Below are 19,750 nucleotides of genomic sequence, written 5' to 3'. Positions count from 1 at the left end.
ACTACGTACTGCATCCGTTCCTGAGCAGATCTGCGAAATTCGCGCTGTTGGGGCAGAAATCCTGATAATGGCTTTCGAAATCGAAGGCGTCCAGATGACCGTGACACTGGCGGCGATTCGGGCAGGTAATGCAGATGCGTGCCATGAAACGGTCCCGCGCGGCTTCCAGCGAGTTAAAATCGTCCGGGTCGATGCCGATCGAGCGCATCGCCGAAGAAAGCAGGTCTTCCGAGGCATAAGGTAGACGCATGGCATCGTCGAATTCACTTCGCGATAGACCGATGTCATCCAGGACGCCCGTGCATTCATCCGGCCCGAGCGCCCAAAAATCCCGTCGCGCTGCCCTGCTCCGTTTATGGTCCTTGAGAACGGCGATTGCGAACCGGCAAACTTCGAAGGTCTCACTGATCAGATTGCCGGCCATGTGAATTTCCCCTTTGCCGCCAATCATGGTCCGCCCCAACTTCGGTAGGCCGACCGCTTTCCACAGTACTGATTTTGAAAGTAGCACGGTCGGATCGATCGCTCTTTGCGCTAGCTCAAAGTTCTTCGGCGGTGCCCGTGGCAGAATTGTTTGGCCGACGAACCGGTCGAGCCGGATTTTCGCCATGCATCATCGCTGCCTTCCTTCGTTTTCGGATCTCGGCTCGTTTCTTTCTTATCTGGATCGGAACGGGCAGTTGCAGGAGATTGGAGTTCCTGTTTCGACGCGGCTCGAACTGACCGAGATCCATAAGCGGGTGATCTCCGCGCAAGGCCCGGCGCTGCGCCTGACCGCGCCGGTCGACGGCCGCGGCGTCAGGTCGGCCTTTCCGGTCGTCACAAATCTTTTCGGCACCCGGGAGCGTGTCGCCTGGGGTCTGGGTACCGACCTTCACGGGCTAGGAACTCTTGGCGCGCTCCTTGCGTGGATGAGATCGCCCCACGCCCCCCAGAATCTTCGTCAGGCTCGACTGATGCTGCCGGCGGCGCGCGGTGCACTCGTTGCGCGGCCGAAGGTCGTCTCGCCACCCAGAGAGTGGAGAGACGCCGATCCGGATTTTTCGCTTCTTCCCGTCCAGACTTGTTGGCCGGGGGATGCCGGCCCGCTCATTACATGGCCGGTGGTTGTTACCCGCCCGCCTGGTGAGGACGATCCGAGCACGTACAATCTGGGCATATACCGGATGCAGGTGCTGGCCCGTGACCGTGCGATCATACGATGGCTGCCCATGCGAGGTGGCGCCGCGCACCATCGCATATGGCAGGCGAGGGGCCTCGAGATGCCAGTGGCGGTCGTCATCGGGGCAGATCCCGCCACGTTGATCGCCTCTGTGATGCCGGCGCCCGAAGGCGTGTCGGAACTGGCACTGTCCGGGATGATCAACAACCGCCGCGTCGGGTTGGCGCCGTGCAAGAGCATCATGCTCCATGTGCCAACCAGTGCGGAAATCGTGCTCGAAGGCGTCGTTTCTCCCACAGAAACGGCACTGGAGGGTCCCTTCGGCGACCACACCGGATATTACAACGCGCCGGAACGATACCCCGTGTTCAGGCTCAAGCGCGTTCGCGTCCGTGACGGGGCAAATTACCTGACCACGTTCACCGGGCGCGCGCCCGACGAGCCCTCCGCACTCGGGGAAGCGCTGCTCGACGTGTACAAGCCGCTCCTGCGCCAGCAGATACCGGAAATCATCGACGTGTGGCTTCCACCCGAAGCCTGCTCTTACAGGATTGCAGTCATCTCGATTGCCAAGAAGTATCCCGGACAGGCCAAGCGGGTGATGATGGGGTTCTGGTCCCTGCTGCCGCAGTTTTCGATGACGAAGATGGTCGTCGTGGTGGATGACGGCGTCGACATTCGCTCATGGCCGGACGTCATGTGGGCGGTCGCCACGCGCATGGATCCCTCGCGCGATCTGATGCAGGTGGACCGGACCCCGATCGACCATCTCGATTTTGCATCGCCGCTCGAAGGACTTGGAGGAAAGGTCGGGTTCGACGCGACGCGCAAGATCGGATCCGAGACCTCTCGCGAATGGGGAAAGGAGCTGAAGATGTCAGCTCACATAGAGGAGCAAGTGTCGCAGCGATGGAACGAGATCTTTTCGCAAACGATCGTTCGGGGGCAAGAATGACCAAACGGCTAATAGTCGGTGTCACTGGTGCATCCGGCTCCGTGCTCGCGCTGGAAACCCTACGCCAGCTGGTCAGGGCCGGGGTGGAGACGCATCTCGTCGCCTCCAAAGGCGCGCTCATGACCATCGCTCATGAGCTCGGCGCCGACGGCCTTGCTCAACTGACCTCCGTCGCCAACCATGCACATTCCTACCAGGACCTGGCCGCGCCCATTGCCAGCGGTTCTTTCAGAACGGACGGCATGATCGTCGTTCCTTGTTCGATGCGGACCTTGGCGGCTATGGCGCATGGTTTGGGCGACAACCTTCTTACAAGGGCCGCCGATGTCATCCTGAAGGAAAAGCGCCGTCTGGTCATCGTGCCACGCGAGGCGCCGCTGCATGAAGGGCATCTTGACGCGATGCTCAGGCTGGCACGGATGGGTGCGGTCATCGCGCCGCCAGTACCGCCGTTTTATGTCAAGCCGGCCTCGATTGAGGAAATGGTCGTCGAGATGGCTGCCCGGCTGGTCAGCTGGGCGGGCGTGGACCCAGGCAACAAACTGACGCGGTGGGGTGAAAAGAAAGTCGCCGTCGGGTGATCGTCCTGATGGATTTGCTCAACACGCAAGGATTGTGATGAATTTCCAGAAGCCGACAGGCGCGATATATGACGTGCGGAGACTTCCTTCTGAAAGGAAGCAGTCCGCTGTCTTGTCAATGTTCGACGGGCTCAGGCCCAGCCAAACATTCACGGTCGTTCTCGATTTCGATCCTGATAAACTCAAGCGTCAGTTCGAGGCGTTCTTCGCTGGCGAACACATTTGGGTTTGCCTTAAACCTGGGCCACCGGAATGGCTGATCGAGATAGCACGCCCTCAATCGGCGCGGTGATGTCGAACTCAACGAAAAGAGGTCGCATACGCCGATCACCCAATCGGGTCACCATCGAGGCTCAGTTGGCAGTGACCGTTAGGGAGCCCCTCATTCCAAGATCGTAATGACCCGGTATCAGGCAAGCGAAGTCGAACTGGCCGGGATTGGTGAAGGTCCAGACGATCTCGCCTTTTCCCTGGGGTCCGATGCGGATTGCATTGAGGTCGGCGTGTTCCATATCGGAAAGCCTCTCCATCCCCGCCTTATGGTCCATCACCTGCTCATGCGTATCCATCACAAATTCGTGGTCGTATTCGCCTTCATTGGTGAAGGCGAGACGCACCGTCTCGCCTCTTTTTACGGTGACTGAAACCGGATCGAACGCCATCGATCCATCTTGGTTCTCAAGCATGCCTATCCTGATGGTACGGTCTACTTTGGCCGCCGTACCCGGCTGACCGATGGTCATCATTTCATGACCGCCATGAATGCCGGAATGCATTCCTGTGGCAAGCGCTGGGGCGGCGAAGAGGACCATAGCGACTGTTGGCATCATGCATTTCTTCACGCGATTTCTCCTTTGCGAAATGTGTTGAGTTTCACCCATGCTGGAGGTGGCCACGGGCTGTGTTCGGACCGCGATCGACGATCGCTGGAACCGGGTCGGTAGGGATGGCTGCAGCCCTCATCAGCTCATGCGGCCGAGCACCTATGGCGCGGTCTGCACGGGGGACAAACTGAGCTGCCGCATCGAATACGCGCCTTCCTTCGCAGTGTTCGCGATGTCGTCGAACAGGAGCGCGACATCCAGGTAGACGCTGCGATCCCGTTCGGTTGCGCCCATTTCATCGATGTCCTGCAGGAAGAAGAGAATGGCTTCGATACGCTCGCGTTGACTGCGGGCATCGGCAAGATGTTCGCGCGCTGCTCGGCGGATTTCCAGAGCCGCAAATCGCGCCAGCGTCTCGTCGAGCCTGGAACGGCACTCACAATCGAGCCGGGCGTCCTTGATCACATTTGCCAGCCGGCCGACAATGGCCATGTCGGCAAAGCGCCGGGTGCCGTCGCCAATGCCACTCAATGGAACGTTCTGCTTCATATCTTCTTCGCTCCTGTTGCAAGGCCAATCACATCTGCCGGCGTCCGATCGAGCTTTTGGCGCAGCGCAAGGAAAACGCGGCCGGTCGCGATCCGAACAGACGCCTCGCCTTTGCCGCCCACCCGGTCTCAAAATTGGTTAGACTATAATCGACCATTTTGAAGCCTGTTTGCGCTGGAGCAAACACGGAGATCGATCGTCGACGGTATTGCCTTCGGGTTGACCTTTTCCAACCGCCGATCTTGCGAGTTACGAAGCAGCACGAGGATGCGGTGTCAGTCATCTCCGGAGAGGAATTGTTGCATGGCTACTGACGCAAGTGTGCCCGCTTTCGATGCGAAGCGGATGCCTGCGCCGTTTCGGCCTTTTTTTCTCATCGCCGGGTTGGACGCGATTGTAGGCGCGGCGGTCTGGCTGCCGTCGGTGTTGCGAATACAGGGCATCGGCCCGACCGGGATTTCCCGCGGCGATTGGCATCGCGACGTGCTTCTGTTCGGGATGGTTCCAGCCATTTTAACTGGCTTTCTGTTGACGGCGCTGCCCCGATGGACAGGACGACGTGCAGTGTCGCCGATCACCACGCGTTTGCTGGTTGCTCTATGGCTGTGCAGCCGCGGGACTTTCCTGTTCCTGTCGCATTCGGCCGGGCTTGCCCTCTCGGCGCTTTTGGTGCTGACGCTCCTCTTGATCGCGGCGGGACAAGTGATCGCCAGCCGCGACCGCCGCAACCTGAAGATACTGTTTCTGCTGCTTGTCTTTTGCGGTGGCAACGTGCTCGCAGCAGCGTCCTACCAAGTAGAATTTGCACTGCGGCTGGCCTTGGCTTCGATCATCGGCCTCGTCATGATCATCGGAGGGCGGGTCGTGCCGGCCTTGACGGTGGCCTACGTCGAAAGTGCCGGCGGTCGGGTCACCCTCGATCGCTCTGCTGTTTTGGAATACACGGCAGCGGTTGTGGCCGCATGCGGCTTCGGGATGTGGATTGTTGCACCCCAGGCGCAACTCACCGGAATTGCCTGTGCTCTCGCCGCATGCAGCCAGGCCATGCGAGCCGCCCAATGGAACGGCTGGCGAAGCGTGGCGTCGTCGACAGTTCTGGCTCTTCACATCGGATATGGCTGGATCATCGTGGGTTTCGGACTTCTGGCGACCCACATTTTCGCGCCGGCGAGCCTGGGACAGGCGGCTGCCGTTCATGCCTGGACGATCGGCGCCATCGGCACGATGGCCCTCGCCATCATGGCGAGCATGATCCGCAAGCATAGCCGTCGCGCCTTTGCGCCCTCGGTTCCGGCGACGAGTGCGTTCATAGCGATAACGATTTGCTGCCTGTCGCGCCTCCTGGTCGAATTGCTGCCTGGCTATGTCGCTCCCTTAACGGGTCTTTCGGGCACATTGTGGGTTGGCGCCTTCGGCCTGTTTCTGGTTGCTTTCCGTCGAATACTCATATCGCAGATATGAGGTAACTCGGGCTTACCAGATCCAGAAAAGCAGCAGCCAGCCGGCATCGGTGACGATCATGGCCAACCCGACGAAAAATACCGCGAGCACCCGCCGGCCAGGTTGCCAGCTGTAGAGACCCGTCACCTGCCAGCACAGCATCCCCGACCAGAAAGTCGCCAGCACGAGCATCGTGGCGCGCAACGGGATGACAAATGGAAGTTCGATGCCGTCCGAGTGAAGTTGGCTGATCGTGAGTGAGAACAAGCCAAGAAAGACGCCAGCGCCGGCCAAGGGTATCAGCGCCTGAGCAAGATGATGGAATCTCGCCGGCTGCCAGGAACCAAGGCTGCGCGTGGCGAAGGCCAGCATGGACACCGTCAGTGCGCCGCAGGCGAGGGCGATGGTGAGCATGTAGGCGACAAGCAGCACCCCGTCGAGGAGCGTCATCACATCGCTCCGCTGGGGATAGTTGGTGAGCAGCCACCAAGGTGCCGTGGCTTCGAGCGGCCAGGTCACCCCGCTTTCGACCAGCCGTTCCGCCAGCCACAGCTTCGCGGCGACGAACCAGGGGCTGACAGACCATTGAAATGCGCCAACGGCCAGACCCATGAGGCCGAAGACGATCAGCATCGTCTCCCAGGGTTTCGCAACGCTCCCGGCAACATGAACGATCTCATGGTTCGGCGAACGGCGAGCCAGGCGGATCGCCCCACGAAAATCGCTGCACCGTCCGCACATATGGCAGTCAGTGGCGCCGCGCATAGTCCTGAACGGCACCAGCGGAGCGCAGTTGACGGCTCCGGGCTTGATCCCGGAGAGCTGGGACTGTTGCCAGAGCGGCGGATCGACACGGAAATGCAGTGGAGCCAGCTTGGCCAGCAGGCCAAAGACACCGCTGACCGGACAAAGATAGCGGCACCACACACGCTTGTTGCGCCCGTAGAGATAGCCGATCACGGCGGCTGCCAGGGTCGAGCCGCCGAGGATCAGCAGCGTCGGACGGGGATACTGGTAGATGCTTGTCATCTGGCCATACAGCGTCGTGCAGGCGAAGGCGATGGTCGGCCAGCCCGGCCATGTCATCCAGCGTGGCGTCGCCCTGCCGCGCCCGCGGCCGCTGACGAATTCGGTTATCGCTCCCTCGGGACAAAGGATGCCGCACCACATCCGCCCGACAAGGGCGGTGCTCAAGAGCACAAGCGGCCACCAGACACCCCAGAAGACGAATTGCGCAAAGCGCGTGAAGTTGGTCCACAGATAGGCCGTGTGATCCGGAAGGGGCAGGAAGACTGGAACGATGAGCAGAACGACGTAAAACAGCACGACGATCCATTGCACGGTCCGGATCGATCCTTGATGATCTCGGAGCCAATCGCCAAGCCTCTGCCATATGTCGTGAGCCGGCACGAACTGAGCGTGTCGTTGCGGTGCCGCTCGTATCGTCATAATGCACGTTCTGCGGCACGCGGCCGGGCCGATCGTAGCAGTGCAACCGCAGCGATCCAATAGAGCGTATAGACCAGGACCGTTGTCAACTCGGGACGGGCACGATAGCCTGTCATAGCGGCGACCAAGCCGCCGAGCCTGCCCGTATCGTCCAGAAGCCAGGACGTGTCCCACAAGGACCCGGAGAGCGGTGATACGAGCTCCAGCCCAATGGCGCGGTCAAGGGCAGTCATCAGAAGTGAGGCGGCCAGCGCCAGCAAAAGGACTTCCGTGACGCGGAAGAATATGGACCAGGGGAAGCGCCTGGCGGCCATTTGAATCAGCCAGTAGAACGCAGCTGCCAAAGCAAATCCCACCGCGACAGCCGCGATGCTCCCGGGCAAGTTCGTATCGCTTGCGGACGCAAAAAGGCCGTAGAGGAAAACAACCGTTTCACTGCCTTCTCGCATCACGGCGATAGTAGCCAGGAAGAAAAGACCCAACCAGTTATGGCCGGTCAGGGCGCGCTCTGCGCCGCGTTCAAGTTCCTGCTTCAGCCCCCTGCCTTGCCTGTGCATCCAGACGACCATCTGCAGTATGAGCAATGCGGCCAGTCCGGCCATGGTGATCTGAAAATAGTCTTCTCGGTCTCCTTCGAGCAGGCTCGCCAAGGACATGATGACCGCAGCCAGAAGCGCGGCCCCCGCCATACCTGCGGCGACGCCGGCCCAAAGGAAATATCGGGCGGTTGCGGCTCTTGCGTTGCCGTGATGCGCTATCCACCCCTGCAGGATGCCGACAACGAGAAGCGCCTCCACGCTCTCGCGCCAAACCACGAAGACGACCTGTCCGAAGAGAGCGGTCACCGGATCGGAATCTCCTTGGCGGTGAGCGTGGCGGGCGGCATATCAAGATGAAAATCATCGAAGAAGCGATAATCGCCCGGATCGAGGCGCCGGATAATGACGAAGGAAGTCACGCCGGGGCCCAGCACCTTCTCCTTGTGCAGTTCGACGCTTTCGAACTCGACAGGGCTAGAGCCGGTATTGTGAAGCTCCAATTTGAAGCGCGCGTTGGCCGGAACCTCGACAGATGGTGGCGTTATTGCGCCATCCTTAAACTCGATGACGAAAGTCGGATCTTCATCGGCGACGGCCGCATGCAGGCTCGCCAGAAGGCAGACACCAATGGAGACCAGCGTCGGATGGAGGGAAAGGGTCATCTCGCCTATCTGTCCTGTTTACCGCCCAGCGTTGCGCTCGACGAGCCGGAAGGCGGCAATGCGGAATGAGCTGATGCAAATTGCGAAGCAGGCAGCCGACCTGTCTAGTAGCCGCCCTTTTTACCGACGCCGGCATAGGTGAATTCGTATTCGACGCGAAAGGCCTCGGGCCACGCTCCAACACCCGTCTCTTTGTCGACATGTCTTCCGAAATGCGAGGACGCGTCGGATCCTTCCGAGGCAATAGTAAACTGAAGGCTGTATTTGCCTGGTCCCATCAGCTTCACGTTGTCGCCATAGTGCGGACCGTCGCTGGCCACCATGGGCATGAAAACGCCACCCGTCTTCTGATTGTCATTTAGCTTGGTCAGCACGTATTCGATTCTGAGGTTGGGGATCCAATCGCCTTCGGCAAAGCCATTGGCATTGTCACGCGTGGCATGGATATCGGCCTCCAGATGGATATCGGAATCGGCCGCGGGTCTCATGATGTGGGCTGGCTCCATCTCGATCGGCTGCAGATAGACGGCGGCGACCTCCATGCCGTTCATCAGCTTGGGCTCGCCAATGGGATATTCCAGGGCGCAAGCTCCTGAAGCGGCTGCCAGCAAAGCTGCGATGGATGAAAACAAAATCAACTGACGAGACATGACGGCTTCCTTGCTATCAACGGCGACGATCTTTGCCCTCGGCTGATGTTTCCGGATCGGCAACGAAGTGGCTTGCGACATGTCCCGGACCGGCAAGCCGGCAAACATGATCATGGTTGTCTACTTATTTTCCGGATCAGGCACTTCTTTGCGCTAGCGCAAAGAACACAGCGTTTTTTTGATACTTGCAGGTGGGCCGCCTCTGATGTCTGCCGATCGCGCCGGTTACGGAAGTGGGCGCGTGTTCATCCGCAACTCTTTGGGTGTCCTGCTGACTGCTGTTTCAAGAAGGTGCTATGAAACCCAGCTGTCGCCGAACCAGAAGGAGCGCCGGATCATCGGGGTAGGTCGTCACGGTGAAGCCCATATCGCGTTCGAGCTCGATGGCTGCGCGGTTTTCGCGGTTCTCAATCGACTCGATTGTGTCGAGGCCCAGATCCTCAGCGTATTTCGCAATGTAGGAGAGCAGCTCCCAGCTGACGCCCAGGTGCTTGTGATCTTCGCGCGTGCAGATCGCGACCTCTCCGTGCCGACGAAGCTGATCACATGCCAACGTCGCGACCGCGATCAGCATTCCGTCGACCGAAAAGGCAACGAAGTTGTGTATCCCGGCATCATCGGAACGTGTCATTGCGACGAGCCGCTCATGCGAAACCGCCTTCACTCCGCCGAGAAAGCGAAACCGCAGGTCATCCGGCGTCACATGGGTAAAGAACTCCGCCAAAGCAGGCTCGTCTTCAGGGCGTGCGCGGCGCACTTCGAAGCGAAATCCAGTGCGTGTGGTGAGAATGCCGTTGCTGTCCGTAGTCATATGTTGCCTGCAAATCTCGAGTGCTTTCGACGTGATGGAGCTCCGCTTCATCGCCGACCTGATAGCAGCCGATGGCGGTCGCCACTTTGATGCGCATCAAAGACGTGTCTTGGTTCGCGACTTTTTTACGTGAGCTTTGCTTGCGGATCTCAGGCCACTGAGGCAAGTTCGCCCGAACGAAGGCGCCGAACCGGGCGGCGCGGCCTTTGAACAACTTCGAGCCTTCGGCTAGTCACAGAGCTCGCCATCGCAACTGGCGGGCTTTTTTGCGCCCGCGCTTCGAGTTTACAACAACAGCGGCCTCAGTATCTGCTGCTGGATAGGGGGCAATCCGGTCGGCCTGCGTCTGCAAAAGGCACAAGCTTTCCCTGCTTTCTGCAGATATCTCGCGGCGGGCATATGTACGAAAACAACCAGAGGCCCGCGCTGGGGAACGAATTCGTTCGATCGCGGTTAGCACTGATACCGGCGTTCCCCCCAACCGGTAGGACTCGTAGGGGCTCACCCGGCTATGCCTTGGGTGGGCCCCAAGCATTTTGGCGGGGCAATCTCTCAGGTCTGTCGTGCATATCGCGGCCGGGCAGCATTGTCTCATGCCCGACTGCTCGGCCAAGGCCGGCGGTGTTGCCGCCGGATCCTTGGTACCCAAGGTCCTTCGCGCTCCGTGGCGCTCCGGCGCGATGGGGGTTTGCGTCTTGTATCGAGGCATGCAGCGGTACCGAGACTATAGTTTCTGCGCCAAGCGGATAACTACGATGTGGGTTATTGCCACGTTGCAACAAATATTGTTGGTTTATGCGTTAAGACTAATGGATGATCAGCAGGACGCTTCGCGAACCAGTTTGAAACTGGATTTAGTAGCCCGCTCGAGCGAGAAATGTCGACCCATTTGATCTGGATCAATGCGGCCGGCCGAGATCAAACTGTTCTTTGAAAACCCAGCAGTTTATCGAAGAGGTCGCCCCCAAATGGCCGATGTTGTGTCCAGGCTTGTCAGGGAGTGCAATTTGACGCGTAACGAGGGCGTGGACTTTCCGACCATCTGGCAGACCACCTTGAAGAGCCATTCGTACGTTGCAGGACCGCCGATACAGGACCGGGATGAGGAAGGACCTATCCTCAAGGTTCCCCTGACAACGGGTCGCCATCTCATATTTGGCGCTTCAGGCTTTCGGCTTGACTGAATCTCGGCGCGATCTTCCTTCCGAATCCGTCTTGACCGGCACCATGCGCTGTTTGCGTGGTTGACGACGCGATTCATCGAAAGAGGCATAGCCGAGCACAACCATGAAAAATGCAAAGACCGCCACCACTGCGATAGTGATCAGCAAGCTATCCGTTGGCACGTTTGTTCTCCCTTACAACACTGCTTGAGGAGACCGCACGAATGGTGGACAAGCGTTGATCTGGATCAACCGCGAACGACTATCGTCACGACTGGCCAATCAGATCGCGAAGTCGTCGGCATCCGCCCCACCGATAAGCGGGGCGGTATGCATTCGGCAGCAAGGCGAGGACCGTCAAGAATTGCGATCGTCTGGCTTTCGACCCTGATGCCTGAGAAAGCGCGACGGCTCAGGTTATCCGACGATTGCGGTCCTCACGCTCGAGATTGGTTTTGAAACCTCGGCTGGCGGCGACGGGGCGGCGGAGCGGCCCTCGCCAAAGGCCAGCGATCGGCTAGAAATCGTGCCTTGCTTATTCACTCGCTCATCGCATGAAGCGCGTCATGCTTGACGATTTCGATGCTGCGCAGGCTTGGCAGGCGGATGACGCCCTTGTCCTTAAGCCGGGTGAAGACCCGCGATACGGTCTCGATGGTGAGGCCGAGATAGTCGCCGATGTCCATGCGCGACATTGGAAGTTCCACCTGCCGCAATCCGCCCTGCCGCTCCGCCATGTCGACCAGGAAAGCAGCAATGCGTTCGATGGCGTTCTGGCGGCCAAGAACCAATAGGTGTTCCTGAGCTCTTGTCAGCCCTTTGAGAGCAAGGGGCAGCAGCCGATCGGACATGTCGGCTCCGGCGGCGAAGCGGAAGGTGCGGATGGCGGTGGCGTTGATCGCCTCGGCGAAGAAATGATGCGTCGTGCCTGCTTCGAAGCCGAATGTTTCCCCGGCCAGATGGAAGGCACTTATCTGCCGGCGCCCGTCGGCAAGCAGACGATAGATGCGGACGGCGCCGAACTCGACCTGGTAGAAGGTTCCAGCCTTTTCGCCCTGGGCGTAGATTTCCGCACCGGCGGGAAAGAAGCTGACCGGTTGCAGTGGTGCGACGTCGAATGCCGCAGGCAGGCTCGGCTGGGCGGACTGCGACGGTGCTGAAATGCTGGAGGTCGTGTAGGCGTACATGGCTGTTTCCCCGGTTTCCGTGACACAGCAATCGCGCGAATCCGTGGGTCGCGAAATTCGGTTATGTCCCTACGGGAAACTACCTAGAGCCAATCGCGGACATCACTGGGAGCCGTTCAAAATGGCAAGCGTTGGTGGCCCTCGATCGGCGTGATCAGCTTTATGGCAGCGTCGTTAAGTTAAGTGCAGTCAGTCCGGAGTAGCAGGAGGGAATGTAAGACAAGACATCGGCTTCTGAGGATTTCAGGCCTTCCAATCGGCTTCCCTGTGGTAGGCAACGACCAAGAAGACGGCAACGACACCGCTGACGAGAAGCAGCCAGTCTTGCGGCACGCCGAGGAGGAACGCTGCGCTTCCTCCGATCAACGACCAGATGAAAGGGATCGCGAGCAGCCACCGCGACATGGGCGGCTTTGCAAGGAGGAAGAATCCGAAGGTGAAAATCGTCACCGGACAGGGCGTGACACCGAACACGGGCATTTCGGGGTATGCGTGACCCGTCCAGATGCCTAGAAGTGGGTAAAGGACGGCCGCATAGGCGACAAAGGCAATTCCCACGCTTGCGGCAGGTCCAGAACCCGAGCCAAAACGCAGTTGACCCCTGACGACGCCGACATAGGCCAGCATGGCTCCCTGCACAACGAAGGAGGCCCCAAAGATGAGCGCGGCCTTGTTGATCTCGGTGAAATGGAGCCAGTGATACGCAACGCCCGTCCACAGCCACATGACCGCCAGGATGCTGGCGATCAGGCGATCCGCCATTCGCGGTGGCCAAAACAACAGGGCCACGGCGAGGACGCCAATGGCAAATGCCGCCAGTTGCACCGGCCAGATGGCTTCATTGTATGAAACCAGATTGGCGAGAAACTGATCACGGGTGAAGGGCAGCATCGGGCAAGCCTCTGGTCCATCTTAACCGCGGTCGCGCGCGTCGACGCCTTCTGCCGGCAGGCACGAAATCGCGCTTGCGCTGACCTCACATCGCGGCCGTGGCACTGATCTTGCGGAAACGCGTGACGGACAGGACGAAGAATACACCACCGACCAGACCGACCATGGCGAATTGCGGCCACACCACTTCAATGCCAGCACCGCGATAAAGTATCGCCTGAGCGAAGCTCACGAAATGAGTCGAGGGTGACAATTGCATTACCCCTCGTAGGAACGTCGGCATGCTGTCGAGCGGCGTGTTGCCACCGGAGAGGATGTTCATCGGCAGGGCGATCAGGATGAAGAGGAGCCCAAGCTGAGGCATCGAGCGGGCGACCGTGCCCAGGAAGATGCCGATGGCGGTGGCGAAGAACAAATAAAGCACAACGCCCGCCATGAAGAGCGGAACGGAGCCGACGATCCGAATTCCAAGCAGTGTCTCTATCACCAGCCACAGTGACAGGCCGACCGCGACGGTGATCACCAGGCCATTTGCCCACACCTTGGCAGCTGCAATCTCGAAAGGCGTAAGCGGCATGATCAGCAGATGGTCCATGGTGCCGTGCTCTCGCTCGCGGATGATGGCTGCGCCCGCAAGTATGATGGCCAGCATGTTGACGTTGCCGATGATGGCCATGACCGCGTTGAAGAGTTGCGTGGTGAGGTTGGGATTGAAGGCGACGCGGACGGCGAGATTCACTGGCTCGGCCCGCGACGGTTCGGCACGCGTGGCAAAGCGAGCGATTTCGAGAGCGACGATCTGCTGCAGATAGCCGGCGCCGATGCCGGCCTGCATCATGGCGGTGGCGTCGATATTGGCCTGGATGGCCGGCTGGCGCCCCGCCTTGATGTCGCGCTCGAAATGCGGCGGGATATCGAGGACGAACGTGCTGCGGGCCGTGTCCATCAGCCGATCAACCTGACCGGCCGCGATCTCAGTCGGGCGACTGAAATAGGGCGGCAGCAGAGCCGCGGCAATCGCGTGCGACAGGGCCGAATGGTCCTCGTCGACGATAGCGACGGCAGAGTTGTGGACCTCCTGCGCCGGGCTCTCGGCCTGCGCATAGACCGCCAACGTGAAAGAATAGACGACGAAGCCGAAGAGTACGAAATCGCGCGAGAAGCTCCGCAACTCCTTGGTACCGAGCCAGAAGATGTTCGCCAGATGCTGCATCATGTCATTGCTCCTCATTGCTCCTGCCGGCGGAGAAAAGCCAGGCTGGCCAAGGTGAGGAGAGGGATGAAGGCCGTAAGGGCCAGCAGGCTCCCGGCGAGCTCCTGGAAGCCGAGTGCCTTGGTGAAAGTGCCGACCGAGATGCGCATGAAATACATCGCCGGGAAAGTGTGGGCCATGAAGGCCGGGAAACCCACCAGAGAGGAGACGGGCGTCAACATGCCGGAGAACTGCACCGCGGGCAGTGAGGTGGTGATTCCCGCAACGAAGAGCGCGGCGATCTGGGTTCGCGTGAATGTCGAGATCACCAGACCGTAGCCGGTCATCGCCGTCACGTAGAGAAGCGCACCGAGAAGGAGCACCCAGAAGCTGCCCTTCAGTGCCACGCCGAACAGAAAAACGGCCATGGCGAAGAGGATGATAAAGCTAACCAGGGAGAGGATAACATAGGGGAGTTGCTTGCCCAGGAGAAATTCGAGTCGCGTCACGGGAGTGACGTAGAGATTGGTGATCGAGCCCAGCTCCTTCTCCCTGACGACACCGACCGCCATCAACATGGCCGGCATGAATGCGAGCAGCATCGCGATGGTCCCGGGCACCATGGCAAAGACGCTCTTGAAGTCCTGGTTGTAGAGGAACCGGGTCTCGACGGCCGGCGGCGCCGGCCGGCTGCCGACCGCCGCCGCACGATCTGCGAGATACTGCTGATGCACGCCAGCTAGATATCCGCGGGCCGTCTCGGCATGGAAGGGCATGGCGCCGTCGACCCAGGCACCGATCTCGGGCGTCGCGCCACGGCGGATATCGCGGCCGAAGCCTGGCGGGACCTCAATGGCCAGCGCGAAAGTGCCGCTGCGCAGCTCCTCGTCGAGTTCCTCGTAGCTGGTCAGCACTTTGCGTTCGGCAAAATAGGGCGATCCGCGGAACTCCTGCAGATAGGCCCGACTCTCCGGCGTGTTGTCTCGATCGAGAGCAGCAAAGGTCAAACGGTTGACGTCAGTGTTGATGCCGAGCCCGAAGACCACCATAAGGAATGCCGTGCCAAGGATGGCGAAGCCGAGCCGCACCGGATCGCGCCAAAGCTCCAGCGCTTCGCGCCGCGAATAGGCTAGAAGCCGTTCCAGGCTGAAGCCGGCGCGCGACCGCGTAGGCCGGGGTGAGGGGATCGCGGTAGTCCCGGCTTCAGGCAGGCGCCTGACAGAGCTGGCATTCTCGCTGCTTGCGGCCTGGAGATAGTCAACAAATGCTTCCTCGAGATCGGCTGCGCCACTGGCTTGGACCAGTTCATTGGGCGTGCCGGTGGCGAGCACCCTGCCGCCATGCATCAGCGCGACGCGGTCGCAGCGCGCCGCCTCGTTCATGAAGTGGGTCGAGACGAAGATGGTGATGTCTTGCTGCCGCGAAAGCTCGACGAGGAGCTCCCAGAAGCTGTCACGGGCAAGCGGATCGACCCCTGAGGTCGGCTCGTCGAGGATGAGGAGCTCCGGCTCATGCACCACGGCGACGGCAAGCGAGAGTCGTTGGCGGATGCCAAGCGGCAGCTGCGCCGCCCGCTGGTCCATATAAGGGCCGAAGCCGAACCGCTCGACAAGCCCGGCGATGCGCGATTTTGCCCTATCGGCGGCGATATGGAAGAGGCGTGCGTGCAGGTCGAGATTCTGCCGCACGGTCAGCTCGGTATAAAGCGAGAACGATTGAGACATGTAGCCGACGCGCCGCCGCAGGCGCACATCGGTGCCGTCGATCGGTTGCCCGAACAGCCTTGCCGTTCCTTCGGAGGCCGGCAGCAGACCAGTCAACATCTTCATCGTCGTTGTCTTGCCGCAGCCGTTCGAACCGAGAAAGCCGAAGATCTCGCCGCGCTCGATGGCGAAGCTCGCACGGTCCACCGCCACGAATTCGCCGAAGCGTCGGGTGAGGCCGCTGGCGACGATGGCCATCTCGTGCTCGCCCGGCGGGCGCGGCGGGACGAAGAGAGTGCGGCGCCCGGCGCGAACAGCCTCCGGCAACAGCGCGATGAAGCCTTCCTCCAGCCTTTCCTGCCCGGTCAGCCGCTTGAGCTCGGCCGGCGTGCCAGTTGCGAGGATGCGGCCGGCATTCATGGCGATGAGGTCATCGAAGCGCTCGGCCTCCTCCATGTAGGCGGTGGCCACCACCACGCTCATGCCGGGCCGCCCCGCGCGCATGCGCTCGATCAGCTCCCAGAATTGCCGGCGCGACAGTGGGTCGACGCCCGTAGTCGGCTCGTCGAGAATGAGGAGGTCGGGGTCGTGGACCAGTGCGCAGCACAGGCCGAGCTTCTGCCGCATGCCACCAGAAAGGTTCTTGGCAGGGCGGTTAGAGAAGGAAGCAAGGCCGGTCGCCTCGAGCAGCGCATCGATGCGCCAGGCGCGCTCGCGCGCCGGCTCGCCGAACAGGCGCCCGAAGAAGTCGATGTTCTCCTTGACGCTTAGATCGGGATAGAGGTTCTTGCCGAGCCCCTGCGGCATGTAGGCGATGCGCGGGCACACAGCCGATCGATGGCGTCCGTCGGCCTGGTCACCGCCGAGAACCGCAACATGGCCCGTCTGGATGCGCTTGGCCCCGGCGACCAAGCCGAGCAGCGTCGACTTGCCGACGCCGTCCGGGCCGATCAGTCCGACGAGCGCACCAGCCGGGACCGTGAGCGTCACGCTGTCGAGCGCGAGCGTGCGACCGTAGCGGTGCGAGAGCCCGTCGACGGCTATGACCGGACTAGCGGGATGGCTCATCCGTCCGCCCCAGCGCAAGAGAGGCCGGCCACTCGACGTCACCGTTGAGCCGAACATAGGCGAGCCCGGGCAGACCCGAGCTCATCTCCGCCGCATGAGTGCTGAGATGGTCCGGGTCGACGCGCACGCGGACGCGGAACATTAACTTGTCGCGTTCTGCCTTGGTCTCCACCGCCTTGGGCGTGAACTGCGCCTCTCCGGAGACGAAGACCACCTTGGCCGGGATTGGCGCTTTGGGCGCGGCGTCGAGCACGATGCGCGCGTCGCTGCCCACGGTCGTGCGACCGGCCTCCGCCGTGGGCAGGAAGATGTCCATATAGACATAGCCGGTGTCGAGAATGGTCAGGACCTTGCCACCGGCGCCGACGACCTCGCCGATATTGGCAAGGCGATACTGGACACGGCCGTCGCGCGGGGCGACGAGCGAATTGTCGGCGATGTTGATCCGATAGAGGTCGGCATCGTGATTGGCGGCCGCCAGCATCTGTTCGGCCTGCCCGACGCGCGCATTGGCTGCTGCGAGTGCGGCACTGGCGGCGCTCATCTGCTGGTGGCGTTGGTCGAGGACCTCGGCCGTTGCGTAACCCCTGTCGACGAGGACGATCGTGCGGGTGAGCTGCTGCTCGGCGAGCTTCGCCTGCGCCTTCTGCTGCTGGACATCGGCCTGCGCTTCGTCGAGCATCCGGCTGGCCCCGAGCACTTGCGCCTCGACTTTGTGGAGCGACATCTCAAGGTCCTGCGTGTCCATCCTCGCGACCACCTGGCCTGCGCGAACGGTATCACCCTCGTCAACGAGGAGCGCGGCGATGCGGCCGCTGAACTTGGTCGCGATGTCGATCTCGTCGGCTTCGACCCTTCCGTTGCCAAACGCGATCCCGACGGGTAGTCGAGGCTCGGCATGCTGCCACCAATATCCCGCTGTCGCGGCCACGCCGGCAACCACAACCAGCGCCAACCCGAGCCAAAGCCGAGCGCGCGATCTCACGGCGGAGGCAGGAACGAGCTCCGGAAGATGGCGCTCAGGTGGGCCTGGCACGAGCATTCGGCCCGCCGAAGGGGCGTTCGAGGGGAGCATCATTTCGGTGCCGCCGGCGTCAACGGCCTCGGTATTGGACATTTGTCAATTCCTGATCTGCCAAGAAGGAAACACGCGGTCCCTGCCTCGTTTCCACCCTTGCCCGAATGCCGCGAACGAGCGTTGATCTGCGTCAAAGGGATCGCGGCGGCTGCGACTGGCTACGCGCAGTGGGCGACCTAGCAGAGTGTTGCGACACCACTAGCTCATTCGCATGACCGCTGACGCGGGACGCGGTGTAGCGCCACGATGAAACAGAATGCCCATCGCGATACTGTGTGATACCCATGCCAATCGCGAGGCACTCGACGCGGTCCTGGAGGTTATTCGCAAAACGACGAACTACAGCCCACTAGCCGGCGGACACCTCTGGCGCGTGCGGGGGTGTTCAGAAATCGCAAAAGAAGATTATCCCTCACGGCCTTCGTTCCGGCGCTCGGCGGAAGTATTAGTCTAAACTGGTTGCGAAAAACGGGCTGAAGCTGCTGGCCGTCGGGATCGTTTTCGGCTTGTCGAACATCGCGCCCCGCAACGACCACACCGTCCTTTACCCTGTCGCTCGGGTGCAGCACCACGCTATCGCCTGCGGCAAGGCCCGACAGAACTTCCGCTGTCGGTTGTTTCGCTGACCGATCCTTATGATGGTCGCGCGTGCGCGGCCATCCTTGAGCGCGAACACCGTCCAGTCGTCCCCTTGTCGGAACAGGGCGCCGACCGGCATGGTCAGGACGTCTTCGGCTTGCCAAATCGTGACATGCACGATCACCCGATAATCATATCCCAGAGCCGACCATTTCGCGGGAGGGTCAGCGAAGTCGATGGTCATGCGAGTTCGAGCAGGAGGATGCGCAGTACTTCGCCCCGGGTGGAGCCGAGGACGCGCAAGCTGGCCAACTCCCGCGCACATTCGGAAAGCGAGATACGGGCGCTGGTGTAGACGATGCCAAATGCGATGTCGGCGGCCAGCCCGGTGTAAATGCTGGCCATGGTGGTAATCAGCGGGGCAACCAGTTTTCGGAAATTCGCAAGCGAGACACGCTGCAAAGCCAGAATGACCGTTCAAGTCGGCCGGATCGGCTAATTCTGAGCCGGTATTGATTTGCCTCAAGGAGGTCGGAGGCGGCCAAGCTACGATGTCGTCAATCGGTGCTCGGGCGCCTGTTCAATGAGCCAAGGATGAGGCAGATGAAAGCAAAAGATGTAATGACTGCAAAGGTTGTTACCGTGTCGCCTGACCACAGCGTAAGACACGCCGCGAAGATCATGCTGGATCATCGCATCAGCGGCATGCCTGTCGTCGATGACAACGGCCGGCTGGCTGGAATTGTGAGCGAAGGTGATTTCTTGCGCAGGTCGGAACTCGGTGCCTCAGCGTTTCCGACAGGTGGCGCGCGCGGCTATGTGAAGGGCCACAGCTGGAAAGTGGCGGATCTGATGACTTCGGATGTCGTCGTGGCAGACGAGGAAACCCCGATAGCGCGAATTGCTGCGCTGATGCAGGAGCATGGCATCAAGCGCATACCGGTGATGAGGGGGCCGCGTCTGGTTGGCGTCGTCAGCCGTACCGACCTTTTGCGCATCATCGTTGCGACGAAATTCGACGACGACACGGCGGCAGGCGACGATGCGATCCGGCGCAGCATTCTCACCCGGCTGCGAGAGGACGCAGGTGTGAAAGGAGACGCGTTAAGCCTTACGGTCACCGATGGTCTGGTGCATTTTTCGGGAGCAGTCAGATCGCAGAGTGAACGGGATGCCGTCCGCGTGGTTGCCGAGGGCGTCAGGGGCGTTAAAGGTGTGTACGACCACCTGTACCTGGCGCATCCGTGAACAACGGATCTGGGGGAGC

At 60.8% G+C, this 19,750-nt stretch carries 20 protein-coding genes and 1 pseudogene; 5 read left to right on the top strand and 16 right to left on the bottom strand.

Features of this window, described 5'->3' with window-relative positions:
• Window position 1: 1 nt before the first annotated feature.
• The gene (locus EN859_RS30005) at window positions 2–610 is read right to left on the bottom strand and encodes a hypothetical protein (protein WP_245525771.1); all 609 of its coding nucleotides are present in this window, start codon (window positions 608–610) and stop codon (window positions 2–4) included.
• Between EN859_RS30005 and EN859_RS30000 the strand changes: the two genes are divergently transcribed.
• Genes EN859_RS30000 through EN859_RS29990 form a run of 3 tightly spaced genes read left to right on the top strand, consistent with a single transcriptional unit; the run spans window position 609 to window position 2,990 of the window.
• A complete protein-coding gene (locus EN859_RS30000) occupies window positions 609–2,117 on the top strand; it encodes a UbiD family decarboxylase (protein ID WP_127856239.1) in 1,509 nt (502 codons plus the stop codon). The two genes, EN859_RS30005 and EN859_RS30000, sit on opposite strands and share 2 nt — an antisense overlap.
• Window positions 2,072–2,698: a UbiX family flavin prenyltransferase gene (locus EN859_RS29995; RefSeq protein ID WP_348632955.1), complete on the top strand. Its 627-nt coding sequence runs from the start codon at window positions 2,072–2,074 to the stop codon at window positions 2,696–2,698. The genes EN859_RS30000 and EN859_RS29995 overlap by 46 nt, the downstream gene beginning before the upstream one ends.
• 37 nt (window positions 2,699–2,735) lie before the next feature.
• A complete protein-coding gene (locus EN859_RS29990) occupies window positions 2,736–2,990 on the top strand; it encodes a DUF2249 domain-containing protein (RefSeq protein ID WP_127856241.1) in 255 nt (84 codons plus the stop codon).
• A gap of 61 nt (window positions 2,991–3,051) precedes the next feature.
• Here the strand turns inward: EN859_RS29990 and EN859_RS29985 are convergent, their stop codons facing one another.
• Both EN859_RS29985 and EN859_RS29980 read right to left on the bottom strand, forming a co-directional pair.
• A complete protein-coding gene (locus EN859_RS29985; RefSeq protein ID WP_127856281.1) occupies window positions 3,052–3,528 on the bottom strand; it encodes a plastocyanin/azurin family copper-binding protein in 477 nt (158 codons plus the stop codon).
• A gap of 153 nt (window positions 3,529–3,681) precedes the next feature.
• Window positions 3,682–4,071, bottom strand: a complete 390-nt coding sequence (locus tag EN859_RS29980) for a hypothetical protein (RefSeq protein ID WP_127856242.1) — start codon at window positions 4,069–4,071, stop codon at window positions 3,682–3,684.
• A gap of 303 nt (window positions 4,072–4,374) precedes the next feature.
• Here EN859_RS29980 and EN859_RS29975 point away from each other — a divergent pair, with 303 nt between their 5' ends.
• Window positions 4,375–5,532: an NnrS family protein gene (locus EN859_RS29975; protein ID WP_127856243.1), complete on the top strand. Its 1,158-nt coding sequence runs from the start codon at window positions 4,375–4,377 to the stop codon at window positions 5,530–5,532.
• A gap of 12 nt (window positions 5,533–5,544) precedes the next feature.
• On the opposite strand, the gene EN859_RS29970 is transcribed toward EN859_RS29975, so the two are convergent.
• From EN859_RS29970 to EN859_RS29910, 13 genes and pseudogenes are all read right to left on the bottom strand, one after another.
• A complete protein-coding gene (locus tag EN859_RS29970) occupies window positions 5,545–6,960 on the bottom strand; it encodes a 4Fe-4S binding protein (RefSeq protein ID WP_127856244.1) in 1,416 nt (471 codons plus the stop codon).
• On the bottom strand, window positions 6,957–7,775 hold the full coding sequence (locus EN859_RS29965) for an FTR1 family protein (protein WP_281015637.1): 819 nt from the start codon (window positions 7,773–7,775) through the stop codon (window positions 6,957–6,959). Before EN859_RS29965 ends, EN859_RS29970 begins: the two co-directional genes overlap by 4 nt.
• 26 nt (window positions 7,776–7,801) lie before the next feature.
• Window positions 7,802–8,161 carry a cupredoxin domain-containing protein gene (locus EN859_RS29960; RefSeq protein ID WP_127856246.1) on the bottom strand — a complete coding sequence of 120 codons (360 nt, stop codon included), beginning with the start codon at window positions 8,159–8,161 and terminating at the stop codon, window positions 7,802–7,804.
• Between the two features lie 104 nt (window positions 8,162–8,265).
• Window positions 8,266–8,811 (bottom strand): iron transporter, encoded by a 546-nt coding sequence (locus EN859_RS29955; RefSeq protein WP_127856282.1) that lies wholly within the window; start codon window positions 8,809–8,811, stop codon window positions 8,266–8,268.
• Between the two features lie 283 nt (window positions 8,812–9,094).
• On the bottom strand, window positions 9,095–9,622 hold the full coding sequence (locus EN859_RS29950) for a GNAT family N-acetyltransferase (RefSeq protein WP_127856247.1): 528 nt from the start codon (window positions 9,620–9,622) through the stop codon (window positions 9,095–9,097).
• Window positions 9,623–10,785: 1,163 nt separating this feature from the next.
• Complete coding sequence (locus tag EN859_RS29945; protein ID WP_127856248.1) at window positions 10,786–10,968, bottom strand: hypothetical protein; 183 nt, start codon at window positions 10,966–10,968, stop codon at window positions 10,786–10,788.
• Window positions 10,969–11,324: 356 nt separating this feature from the next.
• The gene (locus EN859_RS29940) at window positions 11,325–11,972 is read right to left on the bottom strand and encodes a helix-turn-helix domain-containing protein (protein WP_127856249.1); all 648 of its coding nucleotides are present in this window, start codon (window positions 11,970–11,972) and stop codon (window positions 11,325–11,327) included.
• Between the two features lie 243 nt (window positions 11,973–12,215).
• On the bottom strand, window positions 12,216–12,863 hold the full coding sequence (locus EN859_RS29935) for a DUF6064 family protein (RefSeq protein WP_127856250.1): 648 nt from the start codon (window positions 12,861–12,863) through the stop codon (window positions 12,216–12,218).
• A gap of 85 nt (window positions 12,864–12,948) precedes the next feature.
• Window positions 12,949–14,076 carry an ABC transporter permease gene (locus EN859_RS29930; protein ID WP_127856283.1) on the bottom strand — a complete coding sequence of 376 codons (1,128 nt, stop codon included), beginning with the start codon at window positions 14,074–14,076 and terminating at the stop codon, window positions 12,949–12,951.
• Between the two features lie 14 nt (window positions 14,077–14,090).
• Window positions 14,091–16,826, bottom strand: a complete 2,736-nt coding sequence (rbbA, locus tag EN859_RS29925; RefSeq protein WP_127856251.1) for a ribosome-associated ATPase/putative transporter RbbA — start codon at window positions 16,824–16,826, stop codon at window positions 14,091–14,093.
• On the bottom strand, window positions 16,810–17,781 hold the full coding sequence (locus tag EN859_RS29920; protein ID WP_245525769.1) for an HlyD family efflux transporter periplasmic adaptor subunit: 972 nt from the start codon (window positions 17,779–17,781) through the stop codon (window positions 16,810–16,812). Before EN859_RS29920 ends, rbbA begins: the two co-directional genes overlap by 17 nt.
• 667 nt (window positions 17,782–18,448) lie before the next feature.
• Window positions 18,449–18,727, bottom strand: a complete 279-nt coding sequence (locus EN859_RS29915; RefSeq protein ID WP_189502326.1) for a hypothetical protein — start codon at window positions 18,725–18,727, stop codon at window positions 18,449–18,451.
• A pseudogene (locus tag EN859_RS29910) lies at window positions 18,727–18,951 on the bottom strand (hypothetical protein); the annotation flags it as partial. The gene EN859_RS29915 and the pseudogene EN859_RS29910, both read right to left, overlap by 1 nt.
• Before the next feature lie 135 nt (window positions 18,952–19,086).
• On the opposite strand from EN859_RS29910, the gene EN859_RS29905 reads away from it, so the two are divergent.
• On the top strand, window positions 19,087–19,731 hold the full coding sequence (locus EN859_RS29905) for a CBS domain-containing protein (RefSeq protein ID WP_127856252.1): 645 nt from the start codon (window positions 19,087–19,089) through the stop codon (window positions 19,729–19,731).
• Window positions 19,732–19,750 lie beyond the last annotated feature (19 nt).

Origin of the sequence: Mesorhizobium sp. M00.F.Ca.ET.216.01.1.1 (genome assembly GCF_004010325.2) — a bacterium.
In the GTDB taxonomy this organism is placed as follows: domain Bacteria; phylum Pseudomonadota; class Alphaproteobacteria; order Rhizobiales; family Rhizobiaceae; genus Mesorhizobium.
The sequence above is the reverse complement of the archived record's forward strand: the minus strand, read 5'-3'. Positions and strand labels throughout refer to the sequence as shown.

Excerpts from the sequence above, each read along its gene's own strand:
- EN859_RS29955 (WP_127856282.1), bottom strand. The coding sequence starts at position 8,811 with ATGTCTCGTCAGTTGATTTTGTTTTCATCCATCGCAGCTTTGCTGGCA.
- rbbA (WP_127856251.1), bottom strand. The coding sequence starts at position 16,826 with ATGAGCCATCCCGCTAGTCCGGTCATAGCCGTCGACGGGCTCTCGCAC.
- EN859_RS29960 (WP_127856246.1), bottom strand. The coding sequence starts at position 8,161 with ATGACCCTTTCCCTCCATCCGACGCTGGTCTCCATTGGTGTCTGCCTT.
- EN859_RS29985 (WP_127856281.1), bottom strand. The coding sequence starts at position 3,528 with ATGATGCCAACAGTCGCTATGGTCCTCTTCGCCGCCCCAGCGCTTGCC.
- EN859_RS29940 (WP_127856249.1), bottom strand. The coding sequence starts at position 11,972 with ATGTACGCCTACACGACCTCCAGCATTTCAGCACCGTCGCAGTCCGCC.
- EN859_RS29970 (WP_127856244.1), bottom strand. The coding sequence starts at position 6,960 with ATGACGATACGAGCGGCACCGCAACGACACGCTCAGTTCGTGCCGGCT.
- EN859_RS29980 (WP_127856242.1), bottom strand. The coding sequence starts at position 4,071 with ATGAAGCAGAACGTTCCATTGAGTGGCATTGGCGACGGCACCCGGCGC.
- EN859_RS30005 (WP_245525771.1), bottom strand. The coding sequence starts at position 610 with ATGGCGAAAATCCGGCTCGACCGGTTCGTCGGCCAAACAATTCTGCCA.
- EN859_RS29930 (WP_127856283.1), bottom strand. The coding sequence starts at position 14,076 with ATGCAGCATCTGGCGAACATCTTCTGGCTCGGTACCAAGGAGTTGCGG.
- EN859_RS29935 (WP_127856250.1), bottom strand. The coding sequence starts at position 12,863 with ATGCTGCCCTTCACCCGTGATCAGTTTCTCGCCAATCTGGTTTCATAC.
- EN859_RS29905 (WP_127856252.1), top strand. The coding sequence starts at position 19,087 with ATGAAAGCAAAAGATGTAATGACTGCAAAGGTTGTTACCGTGTCGCCT.
- EN859_RS29995 (WP_348632955.1), top strand. The coding sequence starts at position 2,072 with ATGGAACGAGATCTTTTCGCAAACGATCGTTCGGGGGCAAGAATGACC.
- EN859_RS29915 (WP_189502326.1), bottom strand. The coding sequence starts at position 18,727 with ATGACCATCGACTTCGCTGACCCTCCCGCGAAATGGTCGGCTCTGGGA.
- EN859_RS30000 (WP_127856239.1), top strand. The coding sequence starts at position 609 with ATGCATCATCGCTGCCTTCCTTCGTTTTCGGATCTCGGCTCGTTTCTT.
- EN859_RS29990 (WP_127856241.1), top strand. The coding sequence starts at position 2,736 with ATGAATTTCCAGAAGCCGACAGGCGCGATATATGACGTGCGGAGACTT.
- EN859_RS29950 (WP_127856247.1), bottom strand. The coding sequence starts at position 9,622 with ATGACTACGGACAGCAACGGCATTCTCACCACACGCACTGGATTTCGC.
- EN859_RS29975 (WP_127856243.1), top strand. The coding sequence starts at position 4,375 with ATGGCTACTGACGCAAGTGTGCCCGCTTTCGATGCGAAGCGGATGCCT.